The organism is Acidimicrobiales bacterium (genome assembly GCA_040219515.1).
GTDB lineage: Bacteria > Actinomycetota > Acidimicrobiia > Acidimicrobiales > Aldehydirespiratoraceae > JAJRXC01.
In genome coordinates this window covers 26,333-45,700 of the sequence record JAVJSI010000008.1, presented here as the reverse complement: position 1 = coordinate 45,700, position 19,368 = coordinate 26,333, and the positions used below count along the sequence as shown (strand labels likewise).

The following is a 19,368-nucleotide window of genomic DNA, read 5'->3' as shown; positions in this document are numbered from 1 at the left end:
GTGTCATGAGCGGGCGAGTGACGGTTGATGTCGTCGACGGCATCGCCGACGTCCGCATGGACCGCGGCGACAAGATGAATGCGATGGACGGCGAGATGTTCACCGCCCTCGTCGACACGGCCGATGAGCTCGCGGCCGACGGACGCGTTCGCGCCGTCGTGTTGTCGGGCAACGGTCCGTCGTTCTGCGCGGGCCTCGACTTCTCGGGCTTCCAGGCCATGGCCGGGGGCACCGACGACACGGGCGACGGTGGCACGAGCACGGGCTCCATGGGACGACTCGAGGAAGGCCGTGCCCACGTCACCCATCGCGCCCAGCAGGCGGTGTGGGGTTGGCACGAGTTGCCGATGCCGGTGATTGCCGCGGTGCACGGTGTCGCGTTCGGCGCAGGGTGCCAGCTGGCGGTGGGAGCCGACATCCGGTTCGTCGCGCCCGACGTCCGCATGTCCGTACTCGAGATCCGCTGGGGGCTCAGCCCCGACATGACGATCACGTCGCTCCTGCCCGCGTTGATCGGTGCGGACAAGGCCAAGGAACTCATCTGGACCGGCCGTGAGGTCAATGGTGCGGAGGCGGTCGAGATCGGCCTCGCCACTCATGTCGCCGACCAGCCGTACGCGGCGGCGATGGAACTGGCGGCGACCCTCGCCGCAAAGAGCCCTCACGCCGTTCGGGCCGGAAAGCGCCTGGTCAACCAGGCTACCGGTCTGGATCTCAACGCCCAGTTCAGGGCCGAACGCGACGAGATCGGTGCCCTGATCGGTTCGCCCAACCAGGTCGAGTCCGTGCAGGCCTTCTTCGAGAAGCGCCCGCCCGTCTACGCCGACCCCGAAGGAACTGCACGTGGATGAAATCGCAGGAAAGGTCGCCGTCGTCACGGGCGGGGCGAGTGGGATCGGACGGGCAACGGCGGTCGCGCTGGCGGCCGAGGGCGCGCGCGTCGTGCTTGCCGACATCGAGCAGCCGCCCCTCGACGAGGTGGTGGCAGAGATCGACGCCGCCGGGGGCGTGGCGATCGGGGTGATCTGCGATGTGTCGTCGTGGGAGTCGGTTGATGCGTTGCGCGCTGCCTGCGACGAGGCCTACGGACCGGCCGACATCGTGATGAACAACGCTGGTGTCGCGGGCGGCGGTCCGCTGTCGTCGATCGAGATCTCGGCGTGGGAATGGACGCTCGGGGTGAACCTGTGGGGAGTGATCCACGGTGTCAAGGCGTTCCTTCCCGCCATGCTCGAGCGGGGGAGCGGTCACATCGTCAACACCGCCTCCATTGCCGGTCACCTGACCTCGACCGGCATGGGTGCCTACAACACGTCGAAGCACGCGGTGTCCGGGTTCACCGAAACGCTCCAGCAGGAGATGGTCGAGGGCGCCACAGGTGTGGGTGTCACGTGCCTCTGCCCGGGGTTCGTGGCCACGAACATCGTGTCCAGCGAACGCAATCGGCCCGAACGGTTCCGCGAGGGTCGACCCGACCTCGAGTCCGAGCCGGCTCCGGGATCGTTGGGCGACGCCGGTTCGGCGATCGCCGATGCCTACGCCGCGCAGATGGACCCGGCGGTCGTGGCCGGCCAGGTGCTGAACGCGATCCGTGACAACCAACTGTGGTTGTTCACCGACGATCTCGCCGACCCGCTGATCCGCCAGCGACACGCCGACATCGAGAACCGAACGACCCCCGGCCCACGCTCCCACCTCGTCGAGTTGATGTTCGCCGACGGTACCGGCTCGTGAAGATCCTGATCACCGGCGGCACCGGGTTCGTCGGCAGTCATGCGGTGCGTCGGCTCCGCGAGGACGGCCACGACCTGCGCCTACTCGTTCGCACGCCCGCAAGGGTCGCGCCGTTGATGGAGAAGATGGGCGTCGACGTCGGCGACCTGGAGATCGTCGAGGGCGACATCACCGACTCAGTCTCGGTGGTTGCCGCGGTGACCGGTTGCGATGCGGTCGTACACGCGGCGGCGGTCGTCGCCACCGATCCCACGATGGAAGCCGTGATGGAGGCGACGAACCTCGCCGGTGCGACCAATGTGCTCGACGCGGCGGTCGCCCAAGGATGCGACCCGATCGTCCATCTGTCGTCGGTGTCGGCCTTCTTCCCCTTCCAGACCGACGTGGTGACGGCCGACCACCCGGTCGACGGCGGCGACGAAGCCTACGGACGGACCAAGGCCGCCTGTGAGCGGATGGCCCGCAGTCATCAGGACCAGGGCCGGCCGGTGGTGATCCTCTACCCGTCGGGCATCCTCGGACCCGACGACTGGAACGGGTCGGTCAATCTGGCGTCGACGGTGCTGTGGCTCGAGAAGGGTTTCCCGATGGCCAAGCGCCTCAGCGGCAGCTGGGTCGACGTGCGCGACCTGGCCGAGATCATCGCCGTGTCGATGACGCCCGGCAACGGCCCGCGTCGCTACCTCGCCATGGGGACGCACCTCACCGCCGTCGACCATCACGCCCGCATCGAGGAGGCCATCGGCATCAAGCTGCGCAAGCTGCCCACCCCGCAGCCCGTGATGTGGGTCTGGGGGAGGGCCGGCGACCTGGCCCGCCGAGCCGGCAAGGACCTCGTGTTGACCAGCCTCGGCTACGAGTATCTGTTCCACTCCCGGCCCGGCGACGACTCGGCCACCACTGCGGCCACCGGGGTCGAGTTCCGTCCCATCGTCGAGACCTTCCGCGACACGTTCGCCTGGATGCACGCCGCCGGTCACGTCACCGCCGAGAAGGTCGGCGAGCTGGCCTGACACCGATGTTCGCCGCGGACTCCACCCGGCCGGGGTGTCACAGGGGCGTCGTAGTTTGCGAACATGCGAAGCCACAGTGATCCCCTCACCGGGGAAATCGATCACCGCCTCGAGCCTGAGATCGTCGCCGTCTGGGCTCACGATGGCCATCCGGCCGATCTGGTCAGGGAACTCAAGTACGGACGGGCGACCACGGTGGTGACCGAGTTGGCCGAGGCGATGGCCGACGCGGCGCCGACGGCCGACGTCGTTGCCTGGATCCCGGCCTCGCCTCAGCGGCGCCGTCAGCGGGGGTTCGACCAGGGTGAGTTGCTTGCTCGCGCGATTGCCCGTCGTGTGGGTCTCCCGGCCCGCCGACTGCTTCGCCGGGTCGATGACCTGCCGCAGACGGCTCGTGAACTCGAGGGGCGCCTGCTGGGGCCGGAGTTCACCGCCGTGGGGCGGCGGCTGCGATTCGGTCCACGATTGCTCCTCGTCGACGACGTGGCAACGACCGGGTCGACGCTTCGGGCCGGGGCCTCTGTGCTGTGTGCGGCCGGCGCAGCCGAGGTGGTCGGACTCGTCGCGACCCGGGCAGTGGGAGCCCCCGCCAGGGAGTCGACGGGGACACGGTCGACAACGCGGTGATCTCGCTCTGCGACGGTGTCTGGGTCGTTCGGCCCCGCCAGCCGGTGTCATTCGCCATTGCTTTCGGGGTAGGCGGCGCCGATCTCTCAACCATGGTCTGACAGGGCCGAAAGCCCCTGCATGCCACAAACGACAGCTTCTCGGGCGATCACTCGCACCCTCACCTCGGTGGTCACTGTGATGATGGTGGCGGCGTCGCTCGCGCTGGCCACAGCCACACCGGCCGCCGCGGCGACGATCACCGAGACCTTCTCCTACCTCGGGACCACCGAGACGTTCACCGTGCCCGCCGGGGTGACCTCGATCAACGTGCGGCTCGTCGGCGGTCAGGGCGGACGCGGTGGCGGCGACTCGCAGGGGTCGCCCACGCCGGGCGGCTATCGCGGTGTCGTGTCGGGCACCATCGCGGTGACGCCCGGCGACACGCTGACCGTTGCCGTAGGTGGCGGCGGCGGAATCGGCACCAGCAGCCAGGGCAATGCGCCCGGTGGCTCCGGTGGGCAGAACCCGCTGTCGGGCTACGACGGGTCCAAGGGTGGCAATGCCGGGCCGAATGGCTCGTCCGGTGGTGGTGGAGGCAGTGGTGCCGCCACCGTCCTGCAGGTCAATGGTGTGGACGTGGTTGCCGGCGGTGCCGGCGGTAACGGCGGTAACGGTCAGTTCTACGCCATCGTCGGTCGACAGGCGGAGCCGAACCACGTGGCCCGGCCGGATGCAACCTCGACCATCGGCCGTCCCGGTCTGAACACGGCGCTCGTCTGCAGTCCGGGCTTCAGCTGCGACGGCGGTGCTTCGGGTGCCGGCGGTGGCGGCGCGCAAGGTGGCGACCAGGGCGATGTCCAATACGGCGGCGCCAGCGCGACGGAGTACTTCGGTTTCGGCGGGTACCCGGGAGCGAACTCGACCGCAGGGCTCGCTGGGCTGACCACGGTCTATGAGTTCTACGCGGGCAACAGCGCCCACGGTTCGATGACCATCAGCTACAACGAGGGCACGCCGAGCAAGCCACTCAACCTCGCGGGCACGGCCGGAACCGGAGAAGTCGACCTCGACTGGGACCCGCCGGCATCAGAGGGCAACGCCCCGATCAGCGACTACGTGATCGAGCAGGCGACCAACCTGGCGGGTCCGTGGTCGACGCTCGCCGACGGCACCTCGACGGCGACCGCAACCACGGTGACCGGACTCACGAACGGCGTCACCTACTTTTTCCGCGTGTCGGCCGTGAACAGCATCGGCATCGGGGCGGTCTCCGATACGACCTCGCTCGGTGTCACCCCCAGCGATGTTCCCGACGCGCCAGTGATCGACGTCATCGTCCCCTTCGACTCCGGTCTCCACCTCGACTTCACGCCCGGCGACAGCGATGCGCCAGTCACCGGCTACGAGGCGCGCGTCGACGGTGGCGCGTGGGTGACCGCGACCGAGACTGCGAACCGGATCACGGTCAGCGGCCTCATCAACGGCACGAGCTACGACATCGAGATCCGCGAGCTCAACAGCATCGGTGCATCGGCCGCCTCGGCACCGGCCAGTGGTACTCCACGCGCCGTCCCGGGCGCCCCTTCGGCGCTGGCCGCGGTTGCGAGCAACGGAACCGTCGCGCTCTCGTGGACGGCACCGGCAGCCACCAACGGATCGGCCATCACCGATTACGTCATCCAGCACGCGGCCAGTGCGGGCGGGACCTACACCACGGTGTCCGACGGCACGTCGACGACGACCTCGGCAACGGTGACCGGGCTGACCAACGGCGAGACCCGCTACTTCCGCGTTGCCGCCGTCAATGCGGCGGGCACCGGCGCCTACACGACACCTCTTGCCGAGACACCCTTCACCATTCCCTCGACTCCCTCGGTCTCGCCGCTCACCCCGGGTGACGGCTCGCTCATCGTCGACTTCAACATCAGTTCCGACGGCGGCAGCGACATCCTTCGCCACGACTACCGCCTCGACGGCGGTGTGTGGCGCTCGACCGGGGCGCTGACCGATTCGTTCACGATCTCCGGACTCACGAACGGCACGACCTACGACGTCGAGGTGCGCGCCATCAATGCCGCGGGCGCAGGAACTGCGTCTGCGGTCCAGTCGGGAACACCCCGCACGGTCCCTGCAGCGCCGGCCATCTCCGCCGTCGCGCTGAACACCGGTGCCGTGAGCGTGGCCTTTACGCTCGGCGCCAACGGCGGCAGCGCGGTGACGAACGTCGAGTACTCCGTCGACGGCGGCGACACTTGGATCACCCGCTCGCCGGCTGCCACCGCGAGCCCGCTGACGATCAGTGGCCTCACCGGTGGACAGACCTACGGCGTGCAGCTACGCGCGGTCAACGCGGCAGGGTCGGGCCCGGCTTCCAACGAGTCGACGGTCACCGCGAAGGGCACGCCGGCGGCGCCGACCATCTCGGTGGCCGGCTCCGACCGGGCTCTCACGGTCTCGTTCTCGACGCCGAACAACGGCGGCTCGCCGATCACCAACTACGAGTACTCGGTCAACGGCGGCAGTAGCTGGTCGACCCGGTCGCCGGGGTCGACCGCCTCGCCGCTGACGGTCACCGGCCTCACGAACGGCACCTCCTACTCGGTGCAGGTCCGGGCCGTCAACGGCGTCGGTTCGGGGACCTCCTCGGCCACCGTGGTCGGCACGCCGCTCACGACGCCGAGCGCTCCCGCCATCGTCGGCAGCACGATCACGGGCGTCGACGGCACCCTCGACGTGGACTTCACCGCTCCGACCGACGACGGCGGAAGCGCGATCACCACCTACCAGTACTCGACCGATGCCGGTGCCACGTGGCGCACGCGGGACGCCGGATCGACGGGAAGTCCACTCCAGATCACGACGCTGTCGAGCGACGGTACGACGCCGCTGACCGGTGGCGTCACCTACCCGGTGGAGATCCGTGCCGTCAATGCGGCCGGCCCGGGCGCGGCGTCGGCGGTTGCGTCGGGTATCACCACCACGGTTCCCGACACGCCGACGATCACCTCCGCCACCGGCGGCGACGGCACGGCCACCGTCAGCTTCACCACGCCCGCCAACGGCGGCTCCGCCATCACCGCCTACGAGTATCGCCTCGACAGCGGTTCCTGGGTCGACACCGGATCCCTGTCGGGGAACGTCGTGATCACCGGTCTCAGCAATTCAGCCACCTACGACATCTCGGTGCGCGCCGTGAACTCGGTGGGCGACGGCGCGGCGTCCTCGCCGGCCAGTGTCGCCGTTCGCACGACCCCCGATGCCCCGACGCTCAGTGACGTCGCGCCCGGCGATGCGATCCTCACGGCCACCTTCGCGGCGCCCGCCTCCGACGGCGGTTCGGCGATCAGCGCCTACCAGTACTCCACCGACGGTGGTGCGACCTGGCGGACCAGGACATCCGGGACGACGGGCTCGCCGCTCGTGATCACCACGGAGTCGGGTTCGGGCGCAGCGCTGACCAACGGCACCGTGTACACAGTGCAGCTCCGGGCGGTCAACAGCGCCGGTTCGGGTGAGGCCTCGGTCTCGTTGCTGGCGGCGCCGCTCGGCACACCGTCGGCGCCGACGAGTGTGGTTGCAACCGGCGCCGACGGCCGACTCGACGTCACCTACGTGGCCGGATCCGACGGAGGCTCCTCGATCACCGCCATCGAGTATCGGCTCGACGGTGGTTCGTGGGTCGACGCGGGCTCCCTCTCGAGTCCTTTCACGATCGCAGGGCTCGTCAACGGCACGAGCCACACGGTGGCGGTGCGGGCGACGAACGCAGTAGGGACGGGAACCCCCTCCGCAACGGTGAGCGGCACGCCGCGCACGACGGCTGGAGCACCGACCGGGGTCGGGGCAATCGGCGGCGACGCCGAAGCCACGGTTTCGTGGACCGCCCCGAGCGACGACGGTGGCTCGACCATCACGGGTCACACCGCCCGTCTGTACGACGCTCCGACCGGTGGCTCGGTGGTCGGGCAGTGCACGACCACCGCCACATCGTGCGAGGCAACCGGTCTCACGAACGGTGTGACGCTCTACGTCAACGTTGCTGCGACCAATGGTGCCGGCGAGGGCGAGGCCAGCTCGCCCCGCGTGGCCGTGACCCCGCTCGCAGTTCCGGATGCTCCATCCATCAGCCTCACGCCGAACTCCGGCGAGCTCGAGGTCGATGTGGATCTCGTCGATGATGGCGGGTCACCGGTGACCACATTCGAGTACCGCCTCGACAGCGGGAGTTGGACATCGGCTGCCACCGCGGCAGATCCCTTCACCATCTCCGGGCTCACCAACGGCCGGACCTACTCGGTCGAAGTCCGGGCGGTCAACGCCGTCGGCACCGGTGCGGCCTCGACGTCGGTCGACGCAACGCCGGCAGCTTTGCCTGGCGCGCCGACGTCGCTCATCGCGACCCCCGCAGGCGGGTCGCTGGTGTTGGACTGGGGCGCGCCGGCGAGCGACGGCGGCACCTCGATCACGGACTATGTGATCGAGGTGGCGACGAACGCCGCCGGACCCTTCTCGGTCTTCGCCGACGGCACCAGTAGCGCGACCGCGGCCACGGTCACCGGCCTGACCAACGGTACCCAGTACGTCGTGCGGGTCTCGGCGGTCAATGCGATCGGCACCAGTGCGGCTGCCGGTCCGGTCAGCGCGACGCCGGTCGACGTGCCGGATGCACCGACCATCTCGGGCATCGTCGCCGGCGGCGGCTACCTACAGGTCTCCTTCAGCCAGGGATCGTCCGACGGAGGGGCGAGCGTCGAGACGATCGAGTATCGCCTCGACGGCGGATCATGGGTCGCGGCGCCGACGCTCTCGTCGCCGCTCACGATCTCGGGCCTGACCAACGGCCGGACCTACGGGGTCGAGCTGCGAGCGCTCAACGAGGTCGGCGGCAGCGCGCCGTCCGCCTCGGTGAGCGGGAAGCCGGCCGGTATTCCCGCTGCCGTCACCGGCTTCGTTGCGTCGCCGACGTCGAACAGCGTGACCCTCTCCTGGGATCCGGTCAACGACAACGGCAGCGCGATCACCGCCTACAACATCATCCGCTGGTCGGCAGCCAGCGAGGGCAGCATCTCGGCGAGCTACACCACGACGTCGACCTCGCGCACTGTCACCGGGCTCTCATCGGGGACGACCTACTACTTCACCATCGAGGCGACCAACGCAATCGGCACCGGCCCCCGTTCGAGCCCCCGGCTGACCACCGTGGTCGGCGGGACGGTTCCTGCCCAGCCCAGCATCACTGCGCTGACCGTGACCGGCGATCAGGCCGCCCTGAACTGGACCAACGGCAGTGCCGGGAGCTCGGCCATCAGCGGCTATCAGGTCCAGTGGTCCGACGATGCCACGAACTGGACCACGGTCGCCTCGGGCGCCTCGGCCGGCACGAACGCCTCGTTCACGCTGCCCGACCCCGACAGCATCTTCGATGTCCGTGTTGCGGCGATCTCGGCCGTGGGTATCGGCGCCTTCGCCACCGCGTCACCGCCCCGCACGGTGGCCGGTGATGTCACCGTCCTGGATGACGACGCCGCCTTCCTCAGCGCCACCGCGAACGCAAACGGGGGCAGCGGGACGGCCACCTTCGAGGTTGCGCTCGACGAAGCCGATCTCGGCACCGTCGACGACGTCGAGTACGTCGCAACGCCCGATCCGGTGACGGGCGACGCCGACGTCGTCGCGACGGCCGCGGCGACGGGGCTCGATCCGGCAACCGTCTACCACGTGCGGCCCCGGCTCGAGACCGGAGACGGAACGATGTTCGGAGCCGTGCAGACCTTCACGACCCACGTGGCCCTGTCGACCGCGGACCTCACGAAGACCTACACCAGCGAGCCGGTCGGTCTCGTCACCGTGACCGACCCCACGGGGATCGCAGTGACTCGTGCCTACACCGGAACGGGCGACACGACGTATCCGACCAGTTCGGTCCCTCCGACCGCGGTGGGCACCTACGACGTGACCACCAGCGTGAACGACGCCTTGCTCGAGGGTTCGGTCACCGAATCCCTCAGCATCGAGGCGCCGACCCTCCAGTTGTTCATCACCGCGGACGATCGGTCCTTCGACGGCACCACGGCGGCCGACCTCGTCTTCGACCTTCGCGGAATCATCGACGACGACGACGTGAGCGTCGACCCTGCTGTCGTGACGGGTGTGTTCGACACCGCCGAGGTGGGTCTCAACAAGACGGCAACGATCATCATCGACGGCGAGCCACTGATGGGTATCGACGCCGGCAACTATCTCGTCGTTCCGATGGTGTCCGAGGTCCAGGCCTCGGTGTTCCGGGCCTCGCAGATCCTCCAGTTCGCCACCGACGCTCCGGAGAGCATCGACGTCGGCGACCGGTACACGCCGGTCGTGACTGCCGATTCGGGTCTGACCGTCGTGCTGAGTATCGCCAGCGGCGAGGGCACTGTCTGCAGCCTGGTCGACGGCGACGTGATGATCCTCGGCTACGGCACGTGTGTGATCTCGGCTGAGCAGGACGGGGATGCCAATCGCCTACCGGCCGATGCGGTCGCCCAGACCATCGAGATCGTCGATCCTGCTCCGGACGTGACCCCTGGCGAGAAAGACGTGACCCCCGGCGACGAGGACGTGACCCCCGGCGAGAAGGGCGGCACCGACACGCCGGCGACCGATACGGGTTCGGATGACACGCCGGCGACCGACCCGGGATCGGACGACACGGATTCGGACGACACCGGATCGGACGACACGGGTTCGGACGACACCGGACCGAACAGTCGCCGGACCGGAGCAGAGCCGGTCGACGGGAGCGGCGCCGGGACTGCTGCCGGCGGCCCCGCATGGGGCGACAACAGCGACAGTGAGTCCGATGTCGCCTCCGGCGGTCTCGACGACGAGCCGGTCGACGACGGCACGTCGTTGTCCGATGGGGACGAGGTGGCGCTCGGCGTCGAGCGCTCGGCGACGGCAGCTCCCGTCTCCGAGGCCGGCGACGCGACCCGATTCGCCGGGGTGTGGTGGTTGGGCGCCCTCGCGCTGGCCTGGTTCCTCTTCCTCCTCGGCTGGCGTCGACGCCGCAACGACGAGGAGTACGTGGCCTGAGGGCTGGGTGTTCGAACCCGCCGATCGGCGCGGCGTTTGCCGGGCGTCTACCATCTGGCCACGACCCAATCCTTCGGAGGTTAAGCATGGATGTCTCCATCAGTGCACGGCATGTCGTCATCACGCCGAGACTGGAGGAGGTGATCCACGAGAAAATCGGTCAGCTCGACAAGTACCTCGATGGACTGGAGACCGCAGGGGTGCATTTCGACCAGGCCCAGAACCCCCGCATCTCCGACAAGCAGTTCTGTGAGGTCCACCTGAAGGGCAGCGGCCACCATCTGCGGTGCAAGGTGCACGCGCCCGACCCGTTCACGGCCGTCGATCTGGCCGAAGCCAAGCTCGAGCGGCAGATCCGCAAGCTGCGCACCAAGATCCAGCGCCGCTCCCATGGCACCGGCGACTCGTTGCGGGCTGCGGCCGACGTCGCGGCCGCGATCGCGGTCGCGGAGCCGGAGACCGTCGAGGAAGAGGACTACGTTCCCCGCATCGTGCGCACGAAGCGGTTCCACTTGGCCCCGCTCGATGCAGAGGATGCGGTCGAGAAGATGGAGGAGCTCGGTCACGGGTTCTTCTTCTTCATCAACAAGGAGACCAGCCGCAGTGCCGTCGTCTATCGCCGTGACGATGGCGATGTCGGTCTGATCGACGAAGCCGACTGACCCCCCGCCGAGGCGCCTCAGAACACCGGAGCACCGGCCGACAGGCAGGACATGCCGGACAGGGCGGTCGAGTTGCGCGTACTCGTGGTCGACGACCATGCGCTCTATCGACGCGGCCTCGTGATGGAGCTCGACGACGCCGCCGACCTCGACGTGGTGGCGGAGGCGGCGGACGGCGAAGAGGCCGTCGACCTCGCAACCTCCTTGGCCCCCGACGTCGTCCTGATGGACGTGCGCATGCCGGGGATCGGGGGCATCGAAGCGACCCGCCGCATCCTCGACGCCGTACCGACCACCCGCGTACTGATGCTCAGCGTGTCCGACGACACCGATGATCTGCTGGAGGCGGTGAAGGCCGGCGCGGCCGGTTACCTCCTCAAGGAGACGTCGATCACCGACATCGCTCGGTCCGCTCGCCAGGTGGCGAAGGGGCACAGTTTCGTGTCCCCGCCGCTCGCCGGTCGTCTGCTGCACGAGTTCGCGGCGCTCGCACGTCGCGCCGACCAGCGTGTCGCCCTCGACGTCGACACCCGCAACACCGACGACGCATGGCGTTCGCCCATTCTCACTGCGCGTGAGGTCGCGGTGCTCGAGGCGATGGCCGAGGGCGCGGACAACGCGGCGATCGCCGCGGCCACCGACATGACGCATCACGCGGTGCGGAACCATGTCCGCAATATCCTCGAGAAGCTGCAGCTCGCCACCCGTACCGAGGCAGTGCTCTATGCGATGCGGAGTCGGTTGATCGACCCCTGATGGCGCGAGCGGGTGGGTAGAGTCCGGAGAGTCATGAGCATCTTTGATCGAGTTCTGCGAAGCGGTGAGGGTCGAAAACTGAAGGCGGTTCAGGCCCTCGTACCCGACATCAACGCACTCGAGCCTGAAATGCAGGCCCTGAGCGACGACCAACTCCGAGCCAAGACCGGCGAGTTCCGGTCGCGCCTCGACCAGGGCGAGGAGCCCGACGATCTGCTGATCGAGTCCTTCGCCGTCATCCGTGAGGCTGCGTCGCGCGTGCTCGGCCAGCGCCACTACGACGTGCAACTCGTCGGCGGTGCTGCGCTGCATCTCGGCTGGGTGGCCGAGATGAAGACGGGTGAGGGCAAGACCCTCACCTCGACACTGCCGATCTATCTCAACGGCGTCACCGGCAAGGGTGTCCACGTCGTCACGGTCAACGACTACCTGGCCAGTCGCGACGCCGAGTGGATGGGGCAGGTCTACGGCTGGATGGGCCTCGACGTCGGTCTCGTCATCCCGGGCAATCGCGACGCTGCGTTCAAGCGCGAGCAGTACGCATGCGACATCACCTACGGCACGAACAACGAGTTCGGTTTCGATTACCTCCGCGACAACATGGCGATGTCGCGCGAGAAGCAGGTGCAGCGTGGTCACCACTACTGCATCGTCGACGAGATCGACTCCATCCTGATCGACGAGGCCCGTACGCCGTTGATCATCTCGGGTCGGGTCGCCGACGCCGCCAAGCTCTACGTGAAGTTCGCGTCCATCGCCCGGGGTCTGCAGCGCGATGTGCACTACGAGGTCGACGAGGAGAAGCGCACGGTTGCGCCGCTCGAGGAGGGCATTCACGCGGTCGAGCGGGCGCTCGGCATCGACAACCTCTACGACCAGGTGTCGGCCAACCTCGTGCACCAGCTCCAGGCTGCACTTCGGGCCAAGGAGCTGTACAAGCGCGACAAGGACTACATCATCGAGGACGGCGCGGCCAAGATCGTCGACGAGTTCACCGGCCGAGTGCTCGACGGGCGCCGTTGGTCCGATGGTCTCCACCAGGCGGTCGAGGCCAAGGAGGGCGTGGCGATCAAGGAAGAGAATCAGACGCTCGCCACGATCACCCTCCAGAACTACTACCGGCTCTACGACCGTCTTGCCGGTATGACCGGTACCGCGGAGACCGAGGCGTCGGAGTTCGTGTCCACCTACGGGCTCCACGTGATCCCCGTCCCCACGCACCGTCCCCTGGCCCGGGTCGACGACGGCGACCTCATCTACAAGACCGAGGACGCCAAGTTCGCGGCCTGTGTCGACGACCTCGCCGAGAAGCACGAGACCGGGCAGCCGGTGCTGGTCGGCACGGTGTCGGTCGAGAAGTCCGAGAAGCTCTCCCGCGAGCTCGAGAAGCGGGGTATTCCACACGAGGTGCTCAACGCGAAGCAGCACACCCGCGAGGCCGAGGTGGTGGCCCAGGCCGGCCGTCTGGGTTCGATCACGGTGGCCACCAACATGGCCGGTCGTGGTGTCGACATCCTGCTCGGTGGCAACCCCGAAGGACTCGCCGAACGCGACGTGCGGGCCGAGGGGCTCGATCCGGCGAGCGACGAGGGCAAGGCGCTGCTCGACGAGCGACTCGCCGCCCACCGCGCCACGACCGATGCCGAGAAGCAGAAGGTCCTCGACCTCGGTGGTCTCTACGTTCTCGGTACCGAGCGTCACGAGAGCCGTCGGATCGACAACCAGCTCCGCGGTCGTTCGGGCCGCCAGGGTGACCCGGGCGCCAGCCGGTTCTACCTCTCGCTCGAGGACGAGCTGATGCGTCTCTTCGCCACCGGCGCGATGAACTGGGTGATGGATCGGGCGCTGCCCGACGACGTGCCGATCGAGGCGAAGATGGTCACCAAGGCCATCGAGCGGGCCCAGAACACCGTCGAGGCCCGCAACGCCGAGACCCGCAAGAACGTCCTCAAGTACGACGAGGTGATGAACGAGCAGCGCAAGGTCATCTACAAGCGCCGTGGCCAGATCCTCGACGGCGCCGACCTGCGGGAGGAGGCACTCGAATACCTCCAGGACGCCATCGAGGCCGCAGTGGCCACCTACTGCGTCAGCGAGATCGTCGAGGAATGGGATCTCGAGGGGCTGGCCACCGAGATCAGCAGCCTGTGGCCCGGCGAAGTCTCGGTGATGGAGCTCGGCAGTTGCCGCACCATCGACGAACTCGAGGACGTGCTGTGGGAGATCGGGGCGTCGCTCTACGAGGAGCGCGAGAAGGAGCTCTCACCCGACGTCATGCGCCAGGTCGAACGCCAGGTCATGTTGCGCATCATCGATCAGCGCTGGCGTGAGCATCTCAAGGAGATGGATCTCCTGCGTGAGGGCATCCACCTGCGCGCCATGGGCCAACGCGATCCCGCCACCGAGTGGCAGCGCGAGGGCTTCGACATGTTCGGCATGATGATGAAGGGCATCGCCCAGGACTTCGTGAAATACGTCATGCACGTGCAGGTGGCGGTCGAGACCCCACCCGGCGAGGACCAGCAGCAACTCGCGGGAGTGACCGAGGAGAAGCAGGACGCCGGTGCCGGCACCAAGGCCTCGTCGATTCCCCCGACGGGTGCGCCGGCGGTGGCGAAGCCCAACGAGGTGCGCAGCAGGACGCCGGTGGTGAAATCCGATCTCGAGAAGGTCGGCCGAAACGAGCCCTGCCCGTGCGGCAGCGGCAAGAAGTACAAGGCGTGCCACGGCCGCCCCGGCGCCGCCGAGTAGCTTCGACCACCAAGTTGGGACACCGGGGTCAGACCCCTGTCCCATCTTGACCCACGATCATGCAAGATTTTTCCGAACAACTCGCCGCGATCCGAGCCCGACTCGACGAAGCATCCGGCTACCTCCGCATCGCAGAGCTCGAGCAGCGTCAACCACAGCTCGAGACGGAGGCGTCGCGCCCCGACCTCTGGGACGACCAGGAGAAGGCCCGCGCCGTCACCTCCGAGCTGGCCTCGGTCAACGAGGACCTCGAGCTGTTCCATCGCCTGACGGGCGACGTCGACGACGTGGAGACGTTGCACGAGATGGCCCGCGAGGAAGACGACGAGTCGCTCGAGGGTGAGATCGCCGAGGCCGCGAAGGCGTTGGAGAGCCATCTCGAGGCGCTCGAGATGCGGTCGCTGTTCACCGGCGAGTTCGATGAACGTGATGCGGTGTGCCAGGTGAAGTCGGGTGAGGGCGGCACCGACGCCCAGGACTGGGCCGAGATGCTGATGCGGATGTACAACCGCTGGGCCGATCGGCGCGGGTTCACGGTCGAGATCACGTCCGTCTCCGAAGGCACCGAGGCGGGCCTCAACAACGTCGAGTTCATCCTCAAGGGTCGCCACGCCTATGGGCTGATGCAGGCCGAGCACGGCGTGCATCGCCTGGTGCGCATCTCACCGTTCAACAACGAGGGCAAACGCCAGACGGCCTTCGCCGCCATCCAGGTGGCCCCCTTCTTCGAAGAGGTCTCCTCCGAGATCGACATCGACGAGAAGGAGCTGCGCATCGACACCTACCGGTCGTCGGGCGCCGGCGGTCAGCACGTGAACGTGACCGACTCCGCCGTGCGGATCACACACCTGCCCACCGGGCTCGTCACGAGCTGTCAGAACGAACGCAGCCAGCACCAGAACAAGGATCGCGCCATGCAGATGATGGCCGCGAAGCTGCTCGACCTCGAACGCAAGAAGCGCGAGGACGAGATCGCCGGCATCACCGGCGAGCAGCAGAACGTCGGCTTCGGCAGCCAGATCCGCAGCTATGTGATGCAGCCCTACCAGATGGTGAAGGACCTCCGCACCGAGCACGAGACCGCCCAGGTCGAACAGGTGCTCGGCGGGGATGTCGAACAGTTCATGGAAGCGTGGCTCCGGTGGACCCGAGCCCAGGCCGAGTCGCAGTAGTGCCGCAGTTTCATCCGCTCGCGCTGCTAGCTTCGGGCCTCCGGGCGGCCCGCTTCTCCACAGGATCGGCATGATCAAACTCGAGAACGTCACAAAGGTCTACAAGGGCGATGTCATCGCCGTTCGTGACGCCACCGTCGACATCGGCAAGGGCGAGTTCGTCTTTCTCGTCGGCCAGTCCGGGTCGGGAAAGTCGACGTTCATCCGCCTGCTCAACCGGGAGGAGACGCCCGAACACGGCACGATCTTCGTGGCCGGCAAGGACATCAGCAGCCTCGGTTCGTGGAAGGTGCCCTACCTCCGCCGCAACATCGGCTACATCTTCCAGGACTTCAAGCTGCTGCCGAAGAAGACGGTCGCCGAGAACGTCGCGTTCGCGCTCGAAGTGATCGGCAAGCCGCGCGCAGTGGTGCGCAAGCAGGTGCCGGCCATCCTCGAGCTCGTGGGCCTGGCGTCCAAGGTCGACAACTATCCCCACGAACTCTCCGGCGGTGAGCAACAGCGTGTGTCGATCGCCCGGGCGTTCGTCAACCGGCCGCTGATCCTCCTGGCCGACGAGCCCACCGGCAACCTCGACCCGCAGACCTCGGTCGGCATCATGAAGCTGCTCGACCGCATCAACCGCACGGGCACCACCGTGGTGATGGCCACCCACGACCGCGGCATCGTCGACACCATGCGCCGGCGCGTCATCGAACTCGACCGGGGTGTGGTCGTGCGCGACCAGGCCCGCGGCGTCTACGAGTAGGAGCAGCTCATGGCAATCAGTCCTGTCTACGCGCTGCGAGAAACGGGCCAGAACCTGGTCCGCAACTTCATGTTGTCGTTTGCGACGATCATCACCATCGGTGTGTCGCTCTGGCTCTTCGGCGGCTTCCTGCTGTTCAACTACGCCGTCGACAACGCCACCGCTCGCTGGGAAGGTGGCATCGAGTTCGTGGTCTGGATGGACCCCGAGGCATCGGCCGAGCAGGACGCCAACATCCGCGACAGCCTCGACAACCCCGGTATCGCGGACTGGACCTACATCGACCAGGAGGCGACCTACGAGGAGTTCCGCGATCTCTTCGCCGACGTGCCCGAGATGCTCGATGTCGTCACCGCCGACAAGCTGCCGCCGTCGTATCGTGTCGTCCCGTCCAACCCCGACGCCGACGTCGTGCAGGAACTGGTCCGCCAGTTCGACGGCAGACCGGGGGTGCGAGACGTGATCTCGGCCGACAAGACGATCCGCCAGATCCAGCGAACGGCCGACGACGTCAGCCGCGTCTTCCTGATCGGTTCGATGTTCCTGCTCGGCGCGTCGACATTGCTGATCCTCACCAACGTCGTGAGCGCCATCCGCAGCCGCGGCGCGGAGATCGAGATCATGAAGGTGGTGGGGGCGACCAACTGGTTCATCCGCATTCCGTTCATCCTCGAGGGTCTCGCACAGGCCGTCCTGGGCGCGCTCGGCGCCTGGGTGGGTCTCTATTTCCTCAACACCCAGGTCATCCAGGGCCTCGGCGACGCCAATTCGCTGGAGCTCATGCAGGGTCTGCGGGTCTCCGACAGCGAGTACCTGGGCACCAGCCTCGTCGTGCTCGGCATCGCCGTGGTGGTCTCGGTCATCGGTTCGATGGTGGCCGTCACCCGCTACCTCGACGCCTGACGCCGCCATGGACCTGTCCATGACCCTGCCGACGATGGTGTCGGGCCTCGACCGTGGTCTTCTCAACGAGTGGTGTACGGCCGTCGACGGCGGTCCGTTCCGCAGTCTTGCCGTCGGCGAACGGATCGCATTCGACAACCTCGAGATGCACACCACCCTGTCCTACGCCGCGGCGCGCACCGAGCGGGTGCGTATCGCCCCGACGCTGGTCATCCTGCCGATGCACCCCGTGGCGCTGATGGCGAAGAAGCTGGCGACGCTCGATGTGCTCACCGGCGGCCGGGTCGACGTGGTCGTGGGTGTCGGTGGCCGGGATCAGGACTATCGGTGTGCCGAGCGAGGATTCGGTGGGCGGCACCAGACGCTCGACGATCAGGTTGCCGAGCTTCGTCGGCTGTGGCGCGGCGGCGCCGCCCACGCCGGGGCACCGGCGGTGGGGCCGGCACCGGTGCAGGCCGGCGGTCCGCCCGTCTATGCGAGCGCGATGGGGCCCAAGTCGACCGCCCGTGCCGCTCGCTGGGCCGACGGCAACATGGGCTTCACACTCGCCCCGACCACCGACGACCATGCCACTTCGTTCGCGGCGATCCGCGACGCATGGACGGCGGCCGGGCGCACCGATCCACCTCGTGTCAGCACGAGCTTCTGGTACTCGCTCGACGCCGACGCAGGCACGCGACTCCACGACTACGCCGTCCGCTACCTCGAGGTGTTCGGGGCCGATGCCGCCGAGATGATGGCCGGCCTCACGACTGCGGCCGGGATCGACGCCGTGGCCGAGGGTCTCGAGCGACTTGCGGCCGCAGGCTGCGACGAGGTCTATCTGGTGCCGACCTCGACCGACCCGGCGCAACTCCACGAGATCGCCGCGCTCACCGACCGCGCGGATGGCTGAGCAGGAACGTGAGAACCCGGTCGACCCGGCCGTGGTCGACATCGACGTGTTGCGCCAGTGGATGGACACGCACGGGCTCGGCTCGGGACCACTGCAGGACCTGACGCCGTTGGCCGGTGGCACGCAGAACCTGCTGCTGCAGTTCGTGAGGGACGGCCGGACCTTCGTGCTCCGACGCCCCCCGGAGCACAAGCGGCGCAACAGCGACGAGACCATGCGGCGAGAGGCCCGTGTGCTCGGCGCACTGGCCGGCGGCGAGGTTCCCCACCCCGCGCTGATCGCGGCCGAAGCGAACGAGGACATCCTGGGTGCCGCGTTCTACCTGATGGAGCCGGTCGACGGCTTCACGCCGACCACCGGGCTCCCTCCGCTCCATGCGGGCGACGCTGCCGTTCGCAAAGGGATGGGATTCGCGCTGGCCGACGCCGCGGCCGCCCTCGGCCGGGTCGACCACGAGGCGGTCGGGCTCGCCGACTTCGGCAAACCCGACGGCTACCTCGAACGGCAGGTGCCCCGGTGGTGGGCGCAGCTCGAGTCGTATCACGATCTCGGCGGGAAATGGACGGCCGACATTCCTCATCTCGAGCCGGTGGGGGACTGGTTGGAGAAGAACCGCCCGAGATCGTTCTCGCCGGGAGTGATCCACGGCGACTATCACCTGGGCAACGTGATGTACCGCCACGACAGCCACGAGCTCGCTGCGGTCGTCGACTGGGAGCTGGCCACGATCGGCGACCCACTCATCGACCTGGGGCTCATCCTGGCCTTCTGGCCCGAGGAGGGCTCGCCTCCCACGGCGGTGTCGGTGACACCCTGGGAGGGCTTCCCGACCATCGACGAGATGGTGGCGCGCTACGGCGAGGGGTCGACCCGTGACCTCTCGGCCATCGAGTGGTACGGCGTGCTCGCCTGCTACAAGACGGGCATCATCCTCGAGGGCACACACGCCCGAGCCGAGGCCGGCAAGGCGCCGGCCTCGTTCGGCGACATCCTCCACGCCACCACGATCGGCCTGTTCGAGAAGGCCGCCAAGATCATCAGCCGCACCTGAGCC

At 68.0% G+C, this 19,368-nt stretch carries 13 protein-coding genes; all 13 read left to right on the top strand.

The annotated features are described in order from the left end of the window. Positions 1–17: 17 nt before the first annotated feature. The 13 genes from RIB98_06465 (at position 18) to RIB98_06405 (ending at position 19,365) form a co-directional block, all read left to right on the top strand. Positions 18–851: a crotonase/enoyl-CoA hydratase family protein gene (locus tag RIB98_06465; GenBank protein MEQ8840605.1), complete on the top strand. Its 834-nt coding sequence runs from the start codon at positions 18–20 to the stop codon at positions 849–851. Beyond that, entirely contained in the window at positions 844–1,734 is an 891-nt protein-coding gene (locus tag RIB98_06460) for an SDR family NAD(P)-dependent oxidoreductase (GenBank protein ID MEQ8840604.1), read from the top strand. The genes RIB98_06465 and RIB98_06460 overlap by 8 nt, the downstream gene beginning before the upstream one ends. After that, entirely contained in the window at positions 1,731–2,747 is a 1,017-nt protein-coding gene (locus RIB98_06455) for an NAD-dependent epimerase/dehydratase family protein (protein MEQ8840603.1), read from the top strand. The genes RIB98_06460 and RIB98_06455 overlap by 4 nt, the downstream gene beginning before the upstream one ends. A 63-nt stretch (positions 2,748–2,810) precedes the next feature. Then, positions 2,811–3,374, top strand: coding sequence for a hypothetical protein (locus RIB98_06450; GenBank protein MEQ8840602.1), 564 nt, complete (start codon positions 2,811–2,813; stop codon positions 3,372–3,374). A 168-nt stretch (positions 3,375–3,542) separates the two neighbouring features. Further along, on the top strand, positions 3,543–10,427 hold the full coding sequence (locus RIB98_06445) for a fibronectin type III domain-containing protein (GenBank protein MEQ8840601.1): 6,885 nt from the start codon (positions 3,543–3,545) through the stop codon (positions 10,425–10,427). Positions 10,428–10,513: 86 nt separating this feature from the next. Next, entirely contained in the window at positions 10,514–11,089 is a 576-nt protein-coding gene (raiA, locus tag RIB98_06440; GenBank protein MEQ8840600.1) for a ribosome-associated translation inhibitor RaiA, read from the top strand. Between the two features lie 51 nt (positions 11,090–11,140). After that, positions 11,141–11,845 carry a response regulator transcription factor gene (locus RIB98_06435; protein MEQ8840599.1) on the top strand — a complete coding sequence of 235 codons (705 nt, stop codon included), beginning with the start codon at positions 11,141–11,143 and terminating at the stop codon, positions 11,843–11,845. 33 nt (positions 11,846–11,878) lie between these two features. Beyond that, positions 11,879–14,596 carry a preprotein translocase subunit SecA gene (gene secA, locus RIB98_06430; GenBank protein ID MEQ8840598.1) on the top strand — a complete coding sequence of 906 codons (2,718 nt, stop codon included), beginning with the start codon at positions 11,879–11,881 and terminating at the stop codon, positions 14,594–14,596. Between the two features lie 59 nt (positions 14,597–14,655). Continuing rightward, positions 14,656–15,768 carry a peptide chain release factor 2 gene (gene prfB, locus RIB98_06425; protein MEQ8840597.1) on the top strand — a complete coding sequence of 371 codons (1,113 nt, stop codon included), beginning with the start codon at positions 14,656–14,658 and terminating at the stop codon, positions 15,766–15,768. 70 nt (positions 15,769–15,838) lie between these two features. Next, the gene (ftsE, locus tag RIB98_06420) at positions 15,839–16,516 is read left to right on the top strand and encodes a cell division ATP-binding protein FtsE (GenBank protein MEQ8840596.1); all 678 of its coding nucleotides are present in this window, start codon (positions 15,839–15,841) and stop codon (positions 16,514–16,516) included. Between the two features lie 9 nt (positions 16,517–16,525). Next, positions 16,526–17,419 (top strand): permease-like cell division protein FtsX, encoded by an 894-nt coding sequence (locus RIB98_06415; GenBank protein ID MEQ8840595.1) that lies wholly within the window; start codon positions 16,526–16,528, stop codon positions 17,417–17,419. A gap of 19 nt (positions 17,420–17,438) precedes the next feature. After that, positions 17,439–18,314 carry an LLM class flavin-dependent oxidoreductase gene (locus RIB98_06410; GenBank protein MEQ8840594.1) on the top strand — a complete coding sequence of 292 codons (876 nt, stop codon included), beginning with the start codon at positions 17,439–17,441 and terminating at the stop codon, positions 18,312–18,314. Further along, entirely contained in the window at positions 18,307–19,365 is a 1,059-nt protein-coding gene (locus tag RIB98_06405; protein MEQ8840593.1) for a phosphotransferase family protein, read from the top strand. Before RIB98_06410 ends, RIB98_06405 begins: the two co-directional genes overlap by 8 nt. Positions 19,366–19,368 lie beyond the last annotated feature (3 nt).